The sequence below is a fragment of the Enterobacter cloacae complex sp. P38RS genome, from assembly GCF_014930775.1.
Classification (GTDB): Bacteria; Pseudomonadota; Gammaproteobacteria; order Enterobacterales; family Enterobacteriaceae; genus Enterobacter; species Enterobacter bugandensis.
The window spans coordinates 63,356-78,949 of the sequence record NZ_JADBRS010000018.1 but is presented as its reverse complement, the minus strand read 5'-3'; the positions used below and the strand labels follow the sequence as shown (position 1 = coordinate 78,949).

The window sequence follows — 15,594 nt, the reverse complement described above, 5'->3', positions numbered from 1 at the left end:
TAATGACAATGCGTAATTCTCTTTTGACCGTACTGGGAAGTGTTATGTTGCTTGGCGCGGCGCTGCCCGCCCATTCTGAAAGCGTGCTGCGAATCGGCCTGGGGGCAGACCCGGACATGCTCGACCCGCACCTGGCGCGCACCTACTATGGCCGCTTCGTGTTTGCCTCCCTGTGCGACAGGCTGGTGGACGTCGACGAGCATCTGAAGGTCGTGCCAGGCCTCGCGAAATCGTGGGCCTGGAGCGCCGACGGCAAAACGCTGACCATGGATCTGCGCGAAGGCGTGACCTTCCATGACGGAGAGAAATTCGATGCCGCCGCCGCGAAATACAACCTGGACCGCGCCCTGACCCTCAAAGGCTCCCTGCGGAAAAGCGAGATCTCCTCCGTGGAATCGGTAGAGGTCACCGGCCCGATGCAGATAGCGCTGCACCTGAAAACGCCGGACGCCGCGCTGCTGATGCAGCTTACCGACCGCGCGGGCGCGATGATGGCACCCGAGGCCGCGAAAAAGCCTGACTTTGCCGCCCATCCGGTCTGTTCCGGCCCGTACAAGTTCGACAGCCGCGTGTCGCAGGACCGCATCGTTCTGACCCGCTTCGACAACTACTGGAACAAAGGCGCCTACCACTTCGACAAAATTATCTATCTGCCGATCCCGGATGCCTCCGTGCGTCTGGCGAACCTGCGCGCGGGCGATCTGGATCTGACCGAAGGCATCGCCGCCAGCGACGTCAAAACCGTCGAAGCCGACAGCAAGCTGGCGCTGGCGAAGGTCACCGGCCTGGGCTATCAGGGGATCACCTTCAATATTAACAACGGCAAGGTCCCGGCGAACGATCCGTTCAAAGATGCCCGCGTGCGCGAGGCGTTTTCTCAGGCCATCGACCGTGATGCGTTAAACCAGGTGGTCTTTGAAGGGCTGTATACGCCAGCCAACCAGGCGTTTTCGACGGTCAGCCCGTATCACGTCAACCTGCCGGTTCCGCCGCGCGACGTTGATAAAGCCAAAGCGCTGCTCAAAGCGGCAGGCGTCACCACGCCGCTGACCGTCAACCTGCTGGTGCCGAACAACCCAACCTCGCAGCAGGTGGGTCAGGTATTGCAGGCGATGGTCGCCGAGGCCGGCTTCACGCTGAACCTGCAGATGACCGAATTTGCCACGCTGCTGGATCGCCAGCAGAGCGGTGATTATCAGCTGAGCTTCTCCGGCTGGTCGGGTCGCCCGGATCCGGACGGCAGCATCTACGGCTTTATCCACAGCAACGGCACGCTTAACGATGGCCGTTACAGCAACGCGCAGGTCGATGAGTGGCTGACGCAGGCGCGCCAGAGCACCGACCAGGCCGCCCGCCAGCCGCTGTATGACAAGGTGGTGAAGCAGCTGCAAACCGATATGCCGATTGCCTACCTCTACTTCGAGCCGCGCATTTTTGGCCTGAACAAGCGCGTGCAGGGCTTTAAGCCTTACCCGGACGGCATCGTGCGTCTGGCGGGTTTGACGCTGGCGAAATAAACGTCCTGAGGAGAACCCATGCTGGAACTGATTTGCAAACGTCTGCTGCTGGCCGTCCCGACGCTATTGCTGGTAAGCATGATGGTGTTCGGGCTGCAAAAGCTGCTGCCCGGCGACCCACTGATTGCGATGGCCGGTGAGGAACGCGATCCGGCGGTGATCGCCCAGCTGCGCGCGGAGCTGAACCTGGATGCGCCGATCCCGGTTCAGTATTTCCACTGGCTGACGCGGGCGCTTCAGGGCGATCTGGGCGTCTCCTTACGCACGCACGAGCCGGTGACCGAGCTTATCGCCAGCAAGCTGCCGGTTACGCTGGAGCTGTCGCTGCTGGCGATGATTATTGCGCTGGTGTTTGGCATCAGCATGGGGATCCTTGCGGCGGTGAACAAAAACAGCTGGGTCGATCACGGGGCGAACTTCGTGGCGATCTCGGGGATCTCTATTCCCCACTTCTGGCTGGGGATCCTGCTGATTCTGGTCTTCTCGGTGAACCTGCAGTGGCTGCCCGCGTCCGGCTACGTGCCGTTCAGTGAAGATCCGCTTCAGAACCTGCGCACGCTGCTGCTGCCCGCGTCCGTGCTAGGAACCGGGCTGGCGGCGACGCTGATGCGCCATACCCGCGCGTCGATGATTGCGGTGCTGAAAGCGGATTATATCCGTACCGCACGCGCCAAGGGGCTGCTGCCGAAGGCGGTCATTCTAAAGCACGCGTTTCGCAACGCGCTGGTACCGGTGATCACCCTCACCACGCTGCTGTTCGGCGAGCTGCTGGGCGGCGCGGTGCTGACCGAGCAGGTGTTCACCATTCCGGGCTTTGGCAAGATGATCGTCGACTCGGTGTTCAACCGTGACTACGCGGTGGTGCAGGGCGTGGTGCTGATCGTGGCGATCGGCTTCCTGCTGCTCAACCTGCTGGCCGACGTGCTTTATGTCCTTATCAACCCGAAAATGCGAGGTTAATGATGGCGGAACTGACGACGCAAACCGTAGCCCCCGCGCTGCCGCGCGCGCAGAACCGGGTGCTGAAGAAATTCCTCGCCAATAAAAGCGCGGTGATTGGCGCGCTTGTGGTGGGTTTCTTTGTGCTGGTGGCGCTGCTGGCGCCGTGGATCGCCCCGTTTGACCCGGTTAAAGCCAACTTCCTCGCGGTGCGCAAAGCGCCGTCGGCGATGTACTGGTTCGGCACCGACGAGCTGGGGCGCGACATTTTGTCCCGCATTATCTGGGGAGCGCGAACCTCGCTGATGGCGGGCTGTATGTCGGTGGTTATCGCGGTGGTCATCGGCGTGCCGCTGGGGCTGGTGGCGGGCTACTTCCAGAAGATGTGGGACGGCGTCATCTCGCGCTTTATCGAGGCGCTGCTGGCCTGTCCGTTCCTGATCATGGCGATCGCGCTGGGGGCATTTTTAGGCCCGAGCCTGACCAACGCGATGATCGCCATCGGTCTTTCGGCGATGCCGATCTTCGCCCGCCTGACGCGCGGGCAGGTGATCGCCATTCGCAACGAAGAGTACATCGACGGCGCGCGGGCGATAGGCCTGCCGGATCGCTGGATCATCATTAAATACGTTCTGCCAAACGTGATGTCGCCGATCCTGGTTCAGGCCACGCTGGCCATTGCCTCGGCGATTATTGCCGAAGCCAGCCTGTCGTTTTTAGGGCTGGGGCAGCAGCCGCCCAATCCGTCCTGGGGGTCCATGCTCAATACCGCGAAAGGTTTCCTTGAGCAGGCGCCGTGGATGTCCGTTTTCCCCGGCGTGGCGATTTTCCTTGCCGTGCAGGGCTTTAATTTACTTGGCGACGGGCTGCGCGATGCGCTCGATCCGCGCCACGACTAAGGAGTCATGATGACCAAAGCGCTTGATTTTACGTCCGGTTACGCTTCACGCCGCCCGCCGATGATCGGCCACAACGCCGTTGCCACTTCGCAGCCGCTGGCGGCGCAGGCGGGAATGAAAATGCTGCAGCTGGGTGGTAATGCCGTCGATGCGGCCATTGCCACCGCCATGGCGCTGACCGTTGTCGAGCCGACCGGCAACGGCATCGGCAGCGACGCCTTTGCCATCGTCTGGGACGGTGAAAAACTTCACGGCCTGAACGCGTCCGGGCGCTCGCCGGCCAGCTGGCATGCGGATCTGTTTGTCGGTAAAAGCGCAGTGCCGGAAATCGGCTGGGACGCGGTGACGGTGCCGGGTGCGGTGTCGGGCTGGGTGGCCCTGGCAGAACGCTTCGGCACGCTACCGCTGACCACGCTGGCGCAGCCTGCGATTGACTACGCGCGCAACGGCTTCCCGGTCTCGCCGCTGATTGGTCATCTCTGGCAGCGCGGCTATAACAAGCTGAAAGATCAGCCGGGCTTTAGCGCCTGCTTTGCGCCGGAAGGCCGCGCCCCGCGCGTGGGGGAGATCTTCCGTAATCCGGCGCAGGCTCATTCGCTGGAGCTGATTGCCAAAACCAACGGTGAAGCCTTTTACCGCGGCGAGCTGGCGCAGAAAATTGCCGCCTTCGCCCAGGAGCACGGCGCGCACCTGTCAGCGGAAGATCTGGCAAACCATCGCGTGGACTGGGTTGACCTGCTGTCGCGCGACTTCGCGGGCGGCTCGGTACAGGAGCTGCCGCCAAACGGGCAGGGGATCGCCACGCTGATTGCGCTCGGTATTCTGGAGCAGTGCGGCATTGAGAAACATCATCCGGACTCCGTGCAGTCTCTGCACTTATCCATTGAAGCCATGAAGCTGGCGCTGGCGGATCTCGACCGCTACGTGGCGGATGAAGAACATATGGAGTTCGCAGCAAAAGAGCTGCTGAGCGACCACTATCTGAAGTCGCGTGCGGCGCTTATCGATCGCGATAACGCCTCTGACTTTGTGTACGGTTCACCGACGCAGAGCGGCACGGTCTACATCAGCACCGCGGACGCCAGCGGGATGATGGTTTCGTTTATCCAGTCCAACTTTATGGGCTTCGGTTCAGGCATTGTGGTGCCGGATACCGGAATCAGCCTGCAAAACCGCGGCTGCGGCTTTGTGCTCGATCCCAAACACCCGAACGCGCTGGCGGGCAGCAAGCGTCCTTTCCACACCATCATTCCGGGCTTTGCGATGGACGGCAACGGCCAGCCGCTGATGTCCTTCGGCGTGATGGGCGGCCCGATGCAGGCGCAGGGGCATATGCAGATGGCGCTGCGCATCATGCTGCACGGGCAAAACCCGCAGGCGGCCATCGACGCGCCGCGCTGGCGCGTGGTGCAGGGCAGGGAAGTGATTGTTGAATCGACGTTTGATCGCAACACCATTGCCGCGCTGCGCGAGCGCGGGCATCAGATCGTGGTGGAAGATCCGCTCCAGGATTACAACTTCGGCGGTGCGCAGGTGATCTATCGTATGCCGGAGGGGCACTACGTGGCCGCGACGGAGAGCCGCAAAGACGGGCAGGCGTTAGTGAGTTAAAAGAAGCGAGCAACATTGGTAGGCCGGGTAAGGCGTAGCCGCCACCCGGCATTCTTTCACCCAATGCTAAACGGATCCGCATCCTGCCAGGCCGGAAACTTCTCCCGATACTCCTTCAGCGCCGTTAACGATAATTCAGCATCAATGCGCGTCGCCTGATGCGGTTCGGCGGTGGCAATAATCTCGCCCTGAGGGTTCACCACCCGGCTGTCGCCGCGGTAGTGGTGGCCGTTGCCGTCCGTCCCCACGCGGTTACAGCCCACCACGTACGCCTGGTTTTCAATCGCGCGAGCCACCAGCAGCGCCTGCCAGTGCAGCGAGCGCGGCGCGGGCCAGTTGGCGACGTACAGCGCCAGGTCGTAATCGTTGCGGTTGCGCGACCACACCGGGAAGCGCAGGTCGTAGCAGACCAGCGGCAGGATGCGCCAGCCGCGCCACTCGAACACCACGCGTTCGTTACCGGCTTCATAATGATGATGTTCATCGGCCATGCGGAACAGGTGGCGTTTATCGTAAAAATGCACCTTCCCTTCCGGCTCAACCAGCAGGAAGCGGTTCACCGGGCCGCGTTCCGTCTGCAGTGCGGCGCTCCCGGCGATCAGCGCGTTGGTTTGCTGCGCTTTGGCATGCATCCAGGCGACCACCTCTTCCTGGGGCATCGACTGTTTCGCCGCTTCCATCGCAAAGCCAGTGGTAAACATCTCCGGCAGGACAATCACATCTCGCCCGGTAATCTCTTCCAGTTGACGATCAAAGTGGCGCAGGTTGGCAGGGCCATCCATCCACACTAAAGGCTGCTGCAAAATCGAAATCTTCAAACCAGGCACGATACAGACTCCTCAAACGACCCCTTTTTGACACTGTAGCACGTCATTACGAGAAAATGTGGCAATAAAAAACCCCGCACCGGGCGGGGTTTGTCAGAGCGAAGCGGGTTATGCCGCTTCAGGTTTGCGGTGCTTCTCCGGCAGCTTTACCGGCTGCGTCGCCAGCTCTTCCGGTTCGAAATCATCCACGTTAATACTGCGCAGACGGCTCTCTTCAGCTTTCACCAGCAGCGCAGCTTCGTCGTTATTGATAATGCCACCGGCCAGCGCCTGTTTCGCCAGTTCGTCCAGACGAGTAAACGGCAGGTTTTTACCCAGCTGTTTGCAGATTTTCTGGTGAATCGGGTCGGCGGCCATCACGTCCAGCAGCGCCTCTTCCAGCAGGCCCACCGGGTTATGCGGCGTTGGCGCCAGATACTGACCGCGGCCAATGCGGGAGCGGGTTGCGCTCGGAACCTGCAGGATCTTCGCCACCTTGTGGTCCAGCTTGTCGGACGGCGCCAGGTGATGACGACCGGTCGGGAAGATCACCATGCGCAGAGCGCCAGCCACGAAGCGGTTCGGGAAGTTCGCCAGCAGGTCGTCAATCGCCTGTTCCGCCTGATACATCGCATCCTGCACGCCCCAGTGCACCAGCGGCAGATCCGCTTCCTGACGGCCTTCGTCGTCGTAGCGTTTCAGCACCGCAGAGGCCAGGAAGATCTGGCTCAGCACGTCGCCCAGACGGGCGGAGATACGCTCGCGACGCTTCAGGCTACCGCCCAGCACCGCCATGGAAACGTCGGACAGCAGAGCCAGGTTGGCGCTCAGACGGTTCAGATGCTGGTAGTAACGTTTGGTCGCATCGCCGGTTGGCGTCGCGCTGGTCAGGCCGCGCGTCAGGCCCAGCCAGAAGCTCCGCACCTTGTTGCTGCCCACGTGACCGATATGTTTGAACAGCAGTTTGTCGAAGGCGTCCACGTCGTTATTCTGCGCAGCGGCCATCTCTTCCAGCACGTACGGATGGCAGCGAATCGCACCCTGGCCGAAGATCATCATGCTGCGGGTCAGGATGTTGGCCCCTTCCACGGTGATGGCAATCGGTGCGCCCTGATAGCCGCGCGCCAGGAAGTTGCCTTCGCCGAGCATAATGCCTTTACCGCCCGCGATATCCATCGCGTCAATAATCGACTGCTGCGCGCGATGGGTACAGTGGTACTTCACAATCGCGGACAGCACGGCCGGTTTTTCGCCCAGCATGATGCCGTAGGTAATCAGGGATGCAGCGGCGTCCATTACGTAAGCGTTGCCCGCGATGCGCGCCAGCGGCTCTTCGATACCTTCCATCTTGCCGATGGAGATTTTGAACTGACGGCGAATGTGGGCATAAGCGCCAATTCCCATCGCGACGGACTTCAGGCCGCCGGTTGAGTTCGACGGCAGGGTAATACCGCGACCCACCGACAGACATTCCACCAGCATGCGCCAGCCCTGACCGGCCATTTTCGGGCCGCCGATGATGTAGTCAATCGGCACGAAGATATCCTGGCCGCGGGTCGGACCGTTCTGGAACGGCACGTTCAGCGGGAAGTGACGACGACCAATTTCAACGCCCGGCGTCGAGGTTGGGATCAGCGCACAGGTAATGCCCAGATCCTCTTCACCGCCCAGCAGTTTTTCCGGGTCGGAGAGCTTAAAGGCCAGGCCGAGCACGGTGGCGATAGGCGCCAGGGTGATATAGCGTTTGTTCCAGGTCAGGCGCATGCCCAGCACCTGCTGGCCCTGCCACTCTCCCATACAGACCACGCCGGTATCCGGGATTGCGCCTGCATCGGAGCCTGCTTCCGGGCTGGTCAGCGCGAAGCACGGGATTTCCTGACCGCGCGCCAGTCGCGGCAGATAGTGATCTTTCTGCTCTTCCGTACCATAGTGCTGCAGCAGTTCGCCCGGGCCTAAGGAGTTCGGTACGCCGACGGTAATCGCCAGGATCCCGGAGACGCCTGCCAGCTTTTGCAGCACGCGAGCCTGCGCGTAAGCGGAGAACTCAAGACCGCCGTACTCTTTTTTGATGATCATCGCGAAGAAGCGATGCTCTTTCAGGTACGCCCACAGCTCCGGCGGCAGGTCGGCCATTTCGTGGGTAATAGCAAAGTCGTTCGCCATGCGGCACGCTTCTTCCACCGGGCCGTCAATAAAGGCCTGTTCTTCGGCGGTCAGGCGCGGCTGCGGATAGTTGTGCAGCTTTTTCCAGTCCGGGTTGCCCTGGAACAGATCGCCTTCCCACCAGGTGGTGCCCGCATCAATCGCTTCTTTCTCGGTGCGCGACATCGGCGGCATCACTTTGCGGAAGCCTTTAAATACCGGCGCGGAGATCATCGACTTACGCATCGGGGCCAGGTTAAACGGCAGCAGAATGATGGCAAGAGGGACCAAAATCCAGATATTCCAGAGACCTGCGACGCCAAGCGCAGCCGTCCAGGCCAGAAGAATCAGGCTGCTCAGGAATAAACTGACGCGGTGATAGAACAACACACCGAGCAGTACAACGGTTGCGAGAATGCTCAAAATCATCATAAAGAAAAGCTCCCTTGCTTGTAGGAGGTCTGACCACTTGTGATGATATGGTTGTAGTTGATGTGAATTCCTTTAGCAATGTGTTTACAAAATAATTACAACCTGGTTCACATTGTTCGCGTTTTCGCCGGCACAAAAAATCAAAACGCCGGACGATTCGCATGGCTTTAGCTTCTCGCTTTTCCCGCTATCCGGTACACTCCACTGTGTTATTTCATCAATACTGAAGGATTATCCTCATGTACCAGGATCTTATTCGTAACGAACTGAACGAAGCGGCGGAAACGCTGGCGAACTTTCTGAAAGATGATGCCAATATTCACGCTATTCAGCGCGCGGCGGTCCTGCTGGCCGACAGTTTTAAGGCCGGTGGCAAAGTGCTCTCCTGCGGTAACGGCGGTTCCCACTGTGACGCCATGCACTTCGCCGAAGAGCTGACCGGACGCTATCGCGAAAACCGTCCGGGCTACCCGGCGATTGCGATTTCCGACGTGAGCCACATCTCCTGCGTAGGCAACGACTTCGGTTACGACCACATCTTTTCCCGCTACGTTGAGGCAGTAGGCCGTGAAGGCGACGTGCTGCTGGGTATCTCTACCTCCGGTAACTCCGCGAACGTGATCAAAGCGATCGCCGCCGCGCGTGAAAAAGGGATGAAGGTCATCACCCTGACCGGGAAAGATGGCGGTAAGATGGACGGTACGGCGGATATCGAAATTCGCGTTCCGCACTTCGGCTATGCAGATCGCGTTCAGGAAATTCACATCAAAGTGATCCACATCCTGATCCAGCTGATCGAAAAAGAGATGGTTAAGTAAGACTTCGCTGGGGGGCGCCGGTGCCCCCCGCTGTTGTGGAGGTGATGTATGTGCGAACTGCTCGGGATGAGCGCCAATGTGCCAACCGATATCTGCTTTAGCTTCACCGGGCTGGTTCAGCGCGGTGGGGGAACCGGGCCGCATAAAGACGGCTGGGGCATCACCTTCTATGAAGGCAAAGGGTGTCGCACGTTCAAAGATCCACAGCCCAGCTTTAACTCACCGATTGCCAAACTGGTGCAGGACTATCCCATTAAATCCTGTTCGGTGATCGCGCATATTCGCCAGGCAAACCGCGGCGAAGTTGCGCTGGAAAATACCCATCCCTTTACCCGCGAGCTGTGGGGCCGTAACTGGACCTATGCGCACAACGGGCAGCTTACGGGCTATAAATCTCTGGAAACGGGCAACTTCCGTCCGGTGGGAGAAACGGACAGCGAGAAGGCCTTCTGCTGGCTGCTGCATAAACTGACAGAACGTTATCCGCGCACGCCCGGCAATATGGCCGCCGTATTCAAATACATCGCGACGCTGGCAGCCGAATTGCGTGAAAAAGGCGTGTTTAACATGCTGTTGTCTGACGGGCGCTACGTGATGGCGTTCTGCTCGACGAATCTCTTCTGGATCACGCGCCGCGCGCCGTTTGGCGTTGCTACGCTGCTCGATCAGGATGTGGAGATAGACTTTCAGAAGGAGACCACACCGAACGATGTGGTCACCGTTATTGCAACGCAGCCGCTGACGGGCAACGAAACCTGGCAAAAGATTATGCCAGGCGAGTGGGTGCTATTTTGTCTCGGGGACCGTGTAATTTGACGCCAGCTGCGGGTGGACGACTTCGTGGCTCAGCGGTTTGCTGACCACGTAACGGCCATCGACGATAGAAACTACCGGCGGCTTGTGGGTCTGCTCAAAGTAGTCATAACCCGGCTTCAGCTGTTTCCAGAAATCGGCGTAGTAAGAGTACTTATGGCGCGCCATATTGGCATCGGTCATGCGGAACGGATAGATGCTGACCTGAACGTTAGGCTGCCCAAAGACCAGTGCGCCGGTTACGAACTGGAAAATCTCATCAATGCCGGAGTCGGTCATCGCGTAGCAGCCGACAGACACGCAGGCACCGTGGATCATCAGGTATTTCCCTTCATAACCGTGAGCACGGTCATAGGCGTTCGGGAAACCGATGTTGATGGCTTTATAGAAGCGGCTATCCGGCTTTAGCTGGTTACGCTGAACGTTGTAAAAACCTTCCGGGCTTTTGAAATCGCCCTGACGCTGTTTCGGGCCCAGCCCGCCGGAATAGTTACAAATTTTGTAGCTATCAAGCAGCTGATATGTTTCGCCCATTTTTACAAACAGATCGAGCGTGCGCTCTTCCTTGAAGATTTGAATATAAACCGGGGATCCCATTAACTGCTGTTTATATTCTTTGCTGATCGGCGTGGTGGAGCTGTTGCTGCTGAGCAGCCCGGCAAACGACATGCACGGAATCAGAAGCATCGCAATGAACAATGCGATTTTACGCATACTACAAATTCCTTGATAAAACCTGGACTAACTTGCCAGGACGGCAAAAGAGACCCGAAATCAGATTATTCTGTTAGGTGCGCTCACATTAGCACCGCTATAGATTTTCGCAAGAGCCGGGCGGTGAGTTTACAAATTAGTTTTACTTTATAAACCATCAAAAATGCGCTGGCTCCAGGAACTTTGCGTAATAGCTCGCATTTTGGCGCGCCCGACCGTGGATCCCCTGCCCGAGAGTAGGGGAAAATGTTACACTTTGCGCCCACTGGATTGTTGTTTATGGAAACCTGCTAACCACATGTTTAAAATAAAAAAAGGACTTAATTTGCCGATTGCAGGCGTGCCTGAGCAGCACGTCTCGTGTGGCGCAAGCGTCTGTCATGTCGCAATTTTAGGTGACGATTATCTGGGAATGCGTCCTTCAATGCTGGTGCAGGAGGGCGATCGCGTGATCAAAGGGCAGGCGCTCTTTGGAGACAAAAAAAATCCCGGTGTCATGTTCACGGCCCCCGCCAGCGGCACCGTGGTAGCGATCAACCGCGGCGAGCGTCGCGTGCTGCAGTCGGTGGTAATCCGCATTGAAGGCGATGAACAGCGTGAGTTTGCTCGTTATGATGCGGCAGACCTCGCGACGCTTAGCCGCGAAGATGTGCAGGCTCAGCTGCTCGCGTCCGGCCTGTGGACGGCGCTGCGTACGCGTCCTTTCAGCAAATCACCCGTTCCTGATACCGCCCCGGCTGCCGTTTTCGTGACGGCCATCGACACCAACCCGCTCAGCGCAGACCCGCAGCCCATTATCCTGGCGCAGCGTAAAGCCTTTGATGCCGGGCTGACCGTTCTGACTCGCCTGACGCCCGGAAAAGTGCACGTTTGCCAGGCCAGCGGCGGCAAGCTTGGCGGCCATCCGCAGGGGCAGGTTACGTTTAATGAATTTTCCGGCCCGCATCCGGCGGGTCTGGTCGGGACCCATATCCACTTCCTTGAGCCGGTGAGCCTTAAAAAACAGGTCTGGCACCTTAATTATCAGGATGTCATTGCCATCGGTAAGCTCTTTATTACGGGTGAACTCTGCGCTGAACGGATTATCGCCATCGGCGGGCCGCAGGCCGCAAACCCGCGTCTGGTTAAGACGCTTCTGGGAGCAGACATTAATGAACTGCTGGCAGGGGAAACGAAAGAGGGTGAAAACCGCCTCATTTCCGGTTCGGTACTCAGCGGCCGCCGCGCTGTCAATGCGCACGCGTACCTGGGACGTTTCCATCTTCAGGTGAGCGTCGTTCTGGAAGGGCGTGAGAAAGAGCTGTTCGGCTGGGTTCTGCCTGGCGCAGAAAAATACTCCGTCACCCGCACCACGCTTGGCCACTTTCTGCGTCATAAGCTCTTTAACTTCTCTACCAGCACAAACGGCGGCGAGCGCGCGATGGTTCCGATTGGCAACTACGAACGTGTAATGCCGCTGGATATTCTGCCTACCGTGCTGCTGCGCGATCTTCTGGCAGGCGATACCGACGGCGCGCAGGCGCTCGGTTGTCTGGAACTGGATGAAGAAGATCTGGCGCTCTGTACCTATGTGTGTCCGGGTAAATACGAATATGGACCCGTATTGCGCGAGGTGTTAACCCGCATTGAGCAGGAAGGATAACCATGGGATTAAAGCACCTCTTTGAAAAAATTGAGCCGCACTTTACCGAAGGGAAGCTCAAAAAGTACTACCCGCTGTATGAAGCGACGACGACTATTTTCTACACTCCGGGTCTGGTGACGAAAGGGGCAGCGCACGTTCGCGATGCCATCGACCTGAAACGCATGATGATCCTGGTGTGGTTTGCGGTCTTCCCGGCCATGTTCTGGGGCATGTACAACGTTGGTCTGCAAACCATTCCGGCGCTGCATCATATGTACGACGCTCAGCAGCTGGCGCAGGTGATCCAGTCTGACTGGCACTATCGTCTGGCGCAGTCGCTGGGCGTGAGCTTTGCGGCTGATGCAGGCTGGGTCAGCATGATGACGCTGGGGGCCGTCTTCTTCCTGCCGATCTACATGACCGTCTTTATCGTGGGCGGCTTCTGGGAAGTGCTGTTCGCCATCATCCGCAAACACGAGATCAACGAAGGCTTCTTCGTGACCTCCATTCTGTTTGCGCTGATTGTTCCGCCGACTCTGCCGCTCTGGCAGGCGGCGATGGGGATCAGCTTTGGCGTGGTGATTGCCAAAGAGATTTTCGGCGGCACCGGACGTAACTTCCTCAACCCGGCGCTGGCGGGGCGTGCGTTCCTGTTCTTTGCTTACCCGGCGCAGATTTCGGGCGACCTGGTGTGGACGGCTGCGGACGGTTTCTCCGGCGCGACGCCGCTTTCTCAGTGGGCGGCAGGTGGCGGCGAAACGCTGGTCAACAATGCTACCGGCCAGCCCGTAACCTGGTTCGACGCGTTTCTTGGCAACATTCCGGGCTCCATTGGCGAAGTATCAACCCTGATGATTTTAATCGGCGGGGCCATCATCCTCTTTGGCCGCGTGGCGTCCTGGCGCATCGTCGCGGGCGTTATGCTCGGCATGGTGCTTACCGCCACGCTGTTCAACCTCATTGGTTCAGACACGAACCCGATGTTCTCCATGCCGTGGTACTGGCACCTGGTGCTGGGAGGCTTTGCGTTTGGCATGATGTTCATGGCCACCGATCCCGTCTCGGCTTCCTTTACCGACAGGGGGAAATGGTGTTACGGCGCGCTCATTGGCGTGATGTGTGTACTTATTCGCGTGGTCAACCCGGCCTATCCGGAAGGGATGATGTTGGCCATTCTGTTTGCCAACCTGTTTGCGCCGCTGTTCGACTACCTGGTCGTGCGCGCCAACATTAAGCGGAGGAAGGCGCGTGGCTGAGGTTAAAAATAACGACAGCATCAGCAAAACGCTGCTGGTGGTTTTGGTACTGTGTCTGGTCTGTTCCATCGTGGTTGCCGGTTCCGCCGTAGGGTTAAAGCCGCTGCAGCAGGAACAGCGCGCGCTGGATAAACAGCGCAACATCCTGGCCGTGGCCGGGCTGATGCAGGAAGGCATGACGAAGGACGACGTCGCGGCCGTGTTTGCTGAACGCATTACCGCACGGCTGGTGGATTTAAAAACCGGCGAGCTGATGGATAAAGACCCGGCGAAATATAACCAGGCGCTGGCATTAAAGGATCCGCAGATGAGCACCGTGCTTGACGCCTCGCAGGATCCGGCTGGCATTAAGCGCCGCAGCAATGTCGCGGAGATTTACCTCGTTCGTGACGAGCAGAAGCGCATACAGGAAATCGTGTTGCCCATCTACGGCAACGGCTTATGGTCAATGATGTATGCGTTTGTGGCACTGGATACCGATGGCCGCACGGTCAAAGGTATTACTTATTACGATCAGGGCGAAACGCCGGGGCTGGGTGGCGAAGTGGAAAACCCTAACTGGCGTGCGCAGTTTATCGGTAAAAAAGTGCTCAATGATAACGGTCAGCCTGCGCTGAAGGTGGTGAAAGGAGGCGCGCGTCCTGGGGATGAATTCGCCGTTGACGGTCTTTCCGGCGCCACACTCACCTCTAACGGGGTGCAGCACAGTTTTGATTTCTGGATGGGTGAACTGGGCTTTGGTCCCTTCCTGAAGAACGTACGTGAAGGAGCGCTGAACAATGGCTGATACGGGTGAACTGAAAGAAGTTAAAAAGGTGCTGATTGGCCCACTTTTAGCCAATAACCCGATAACCCTGCAGGTGCTGGGTGTGTGCTCGGCTCTGGCGGTAACGACCAAGCTGGAAACGGCGGTGGTGATGACGCTGGCGGTAACGCTGGTGACGGCGTTTTCCAGCATGTTTATCTCGATGATCCGCCACCACATCCCCAACAGCGTGAGGATCATCGTGCAGATGGCGATCATCGCCTCGCTGGTGATCGTGGTCGATCAGCTGCTGCGCGCGTTCGCCTATGAAACCTCCAAACAGCTTTCGGTGTTTGTCGGGCTGATTATCACCAACTGCATCGTGATGGGGCGCGCTGAAGCCTACGCCATGAAAATGCCGCCGCTGGCGAGCTTTATGGACGGTATCGGCAACGGCCTGGGCTACGGCGTGATCCTTCTGACGGTCGGTTTCCTGCGCGAGCTGATTGGCAGCGGCAAGCTGTTTGGCGTTCAGGTGCTGGATACGGTACAGAACGGCGGCTGGTATCTGCCGAACGGCCTGTTCCTGCTGGCCCCAAGCGCGTTTTTCATTATCGGTTTGCTGATCTGGCTGATTCGTACGTTGAAGCCTGAGCAGCAGGAAAAGGAGTAACCGACAATGGCTCATTACCTGAGTTTATTTGTGCGCGCGGTGTTTGTTGAAAACATGGCGCTCGCCTTCTTCCTGGGCATGTGTACGTTCCTTGCCGTCTCTAAAAAGGTCTCGACGGCATTTGGCCTGGGCGTGGCGGTCACCGTTGTGCTGGGGCTTTCGGTTCCGATTAACAACCTGGTGTTCAACTTCGTGCTGCGGGACGGCGCGCTGGTGGAAGGCGTCGATCTTAGCTTCCTGAACTTCATCACCTTCATCGGGGTGATTGCGGCGCTGGTACAAATCCTGGAGATGATCCTCGATAAGTATTTCCCGTCGCTGTACAACGCTCTGGGGATCTTCCTGCCGCTGATCGCGGTGAACTGCGCCATCTTCGGTGGCGTCTCGTTTATGGTTCAGCGCGATTACAACTTCAGTGAATCGGTGGTGTACGGCTTCGGTTCCGGTATCGGCTGGATGCTGGCGATTGTCACTATGGCGGGGATCCGTGAAAAAATGAAATATGCCAACGTGCCTGCGGGGCTGCGCGGCTTAGGGATCACCTTTATCACCACCGGCCTGATGGCGTTGGGCTTTATGTCCTTCTCCGGTGTGCAGCTATAAGG

14 protein-coding genes are annotated in these 15,594 nt (G+C 58.5%); 11 read left to right on the top strand and 3 right to left on the bottom strand.

All coding sequences use genetic code 11. The features are described 5' to 3' along the window. The first annotated feature begins 2 nt into the window (after positions 1–2). The 4 genes from IM303_RS18930 to IM303_RS18915 are packed head-to-tail and all read left to right on the top strand — an operon-like array spanning position 3 to position 4,966. Positions 3–1,517: an ABC transporter substrate-binding protein gene (locus tag IM303_RS18930; RefSeq protein WP_075206585.1), complete on the top strand. Its 1,515-nt coding sequence runs from the start codon at positions 3–5 to the stop codon at positions 1,515–1,517. Between the two features lie 18 nt (positions 1,518–1,535). Then, positions 1,536–2,477 carry an ABC transporter permease gene (locus IM303_RS18925; RefSeq protein WP_028012068.1) on the top strand — a complete coding sequence of 314 codons (942 nt, stop codon included), beginning with the start codon at positions 1,536–1,538 and terminating at the stop codon, positions 2,475–2,477. A gap of 2 nt (positions 2,478–2,479) precedes the next feature. Continuing rightward, positions 2,480–3,355 carry an ABC transporter permease gene (locus IM303_RS18920; protein WP_028012069.1) on the top strand — a complete coding sequence of 292 codons (876 nt, stop codon included), beginning with the start codon at positions 2,480–2,482 and terminating at the stop codon, positions 3,353–3,355. A gap of 9 nt (positions 3,356–3,364) precedes the next feature. After that, entirely contained in the window at positions 3,365–4,966 is a 1,602-nt protein-coding gene (locus IM303_RS18915; protein ID WP_048999719.1) for a gamma-glutamyltransferase family protein, read from the top strand. 56 nt (positions 4,967–5,022) lie between these two features. On the opposite strand, the gene IM303_RS18910 is transcribed toward IM303_RS18915, so the two are convergent. Continuing rightward, entirely contained in the window at positions 5,023–5,793 is a 771-nt protein-coding gene (locus IM303_RS18910; RefSeq protein WP_041911141.1) for an amidohydrolase, read from the bottom strand. 108 nt (positions 5,794–5,901) lie between these two features. Continuing rightward, on the bottom strand, positions 5,902–8,346 hold the full coding sequence (gene fadE, locus IM303_RS18905; RefSeq protein WP_048999721.1) for an acyl-CoA dehydrogenase FadE: 2,445 nt from the start codon (positions 8,344–8,346) through the stop codon (positions 5,902–5,904). A 239-nt stretch (positions 8,347–8,585) separates the two neighbouring features. On the opposite strand from fadE, the gene lpcA reads away from it, so the two are divergent. After that, on the top strand, positions 8,586–9,164 hold the full coding sequence (gene lpcA, locus IM303_RS18900; protein ID WP_003863232.1) for a D-sedoheptulose 7-phosphate isomerase: 579 nt from the start codon (positions 8,586–8,588) through the stop codon (positions 9,162–9,164). Between the two features lie 48 nt (positions 9,165–9,212). After that, positions 9,213–9,980 (top strand): class II glutamine amidotransferase, encoded by a 768-nt coding sequence (locus IM303_RS18895; RefSeq protein WP_028012073.1) that lies wholly within the window; start codon positions 9,213–9,215, stop codon positions 9,978–9,980. On the opposite strand, the gene dpaA is transcribed toward IM303_RS18895, so the two are convergent. Beyond that, positions 9,951–10,691 (bottom strand): peptidoglycan meso-diaminopimelic acid protein amidase, encoded by a 741-nt coding sequence (gene dpaA / locus IM303_RS18890; RefSeq protein ID WP_041911140.1) that lies wholly within the window; start codon positions 10,689–10,691, stop codon positions 9,951–9,953. The two genes, IM303_RS18895 and dpaA, sit on opposite strands and share 30 nt — an antisense overlap. Before the next feature lie 298 nt (positions 10,692–10,989). Here dpaA and IM303_RS18885 point away from each other — a divergent pair, with 298 nt between their 5' ends. The 5 genes from IM303_RS18885 to nqrE are packed head-to-tail and all read left to right on the top strand — an operon-like array spanning position 10,990 to position 15,592. Beyond that, the gene (locus IM303_RS18885; RefSeq protein WP_193360165.1) at positions 10,990–12,333 is read left to right on the top strand and encodes a Na(+)-translocating NADH-quinone reductase subunit A; all 1,344 of its coding nucleotides are present in this window, start codon (positions 10,990–10,992) and stop codon (positions 12,331–12,333) included. Between the two features lie 2 nt (positions 12,334–12,335). Continuing rightward, complete coding sequence (locus tag IM303_RS18880) at positions 12,336–13,571, top strand: NADH:ubiquinone reductase (Na(+)-transporting) subunit B (RefSeq protein WP_028012076.1); 1,236 nt, start codon at positions 12,336–12,338, stop codon at positions 13,569–13,571. Further along, the gene (locus IM303_RS18875) at positions 13,564–14,358 is read left to right on the top strand and encodes a Na(+)-translocating NADH-quinone reductase subunit C (protein WP_041911137.1); all 795 of its coding nucleotides are present in this window, start codon (positions 13,564–13,566) and stop codon (positions 14,356–14,358) included. Before IM303_RS18880 ends, IM303_RS18875 begins: the two co-directional genes overlap by 8 nt. Beyond that, positions 14,351–14,989: an NADH:ubiquinone reductase (Na(+)-transporting) subunit D gene (locus IM303_RS18870; RefSeq protein ID WP_028012078.1), complete on the top strand. Its 639-nt coding sequence runs from the start codon at positions 14,351–14,353 to the stop codon at positions 14,987–14,989. Before IM303_RS18875 ends, IM303_RS18870 begins: the two co-directional genes overlap by 8 nt. Positions 14,990–14,995: 6 nt before the next feature. Next, complete coding sequence (gene nqrE, locus IM303_RS18865; protein WP_003863217.1) at positions 14,996–15,592, top strand: NADH:ubiquinone reductase (Na(+)-transporting) subunit E; 597 nt, start codon at positions 14,996–14,998, stop codon at positions 15,590–15,592. Positions 15,593–15,594: the final 2 nt, after the last annotated feature.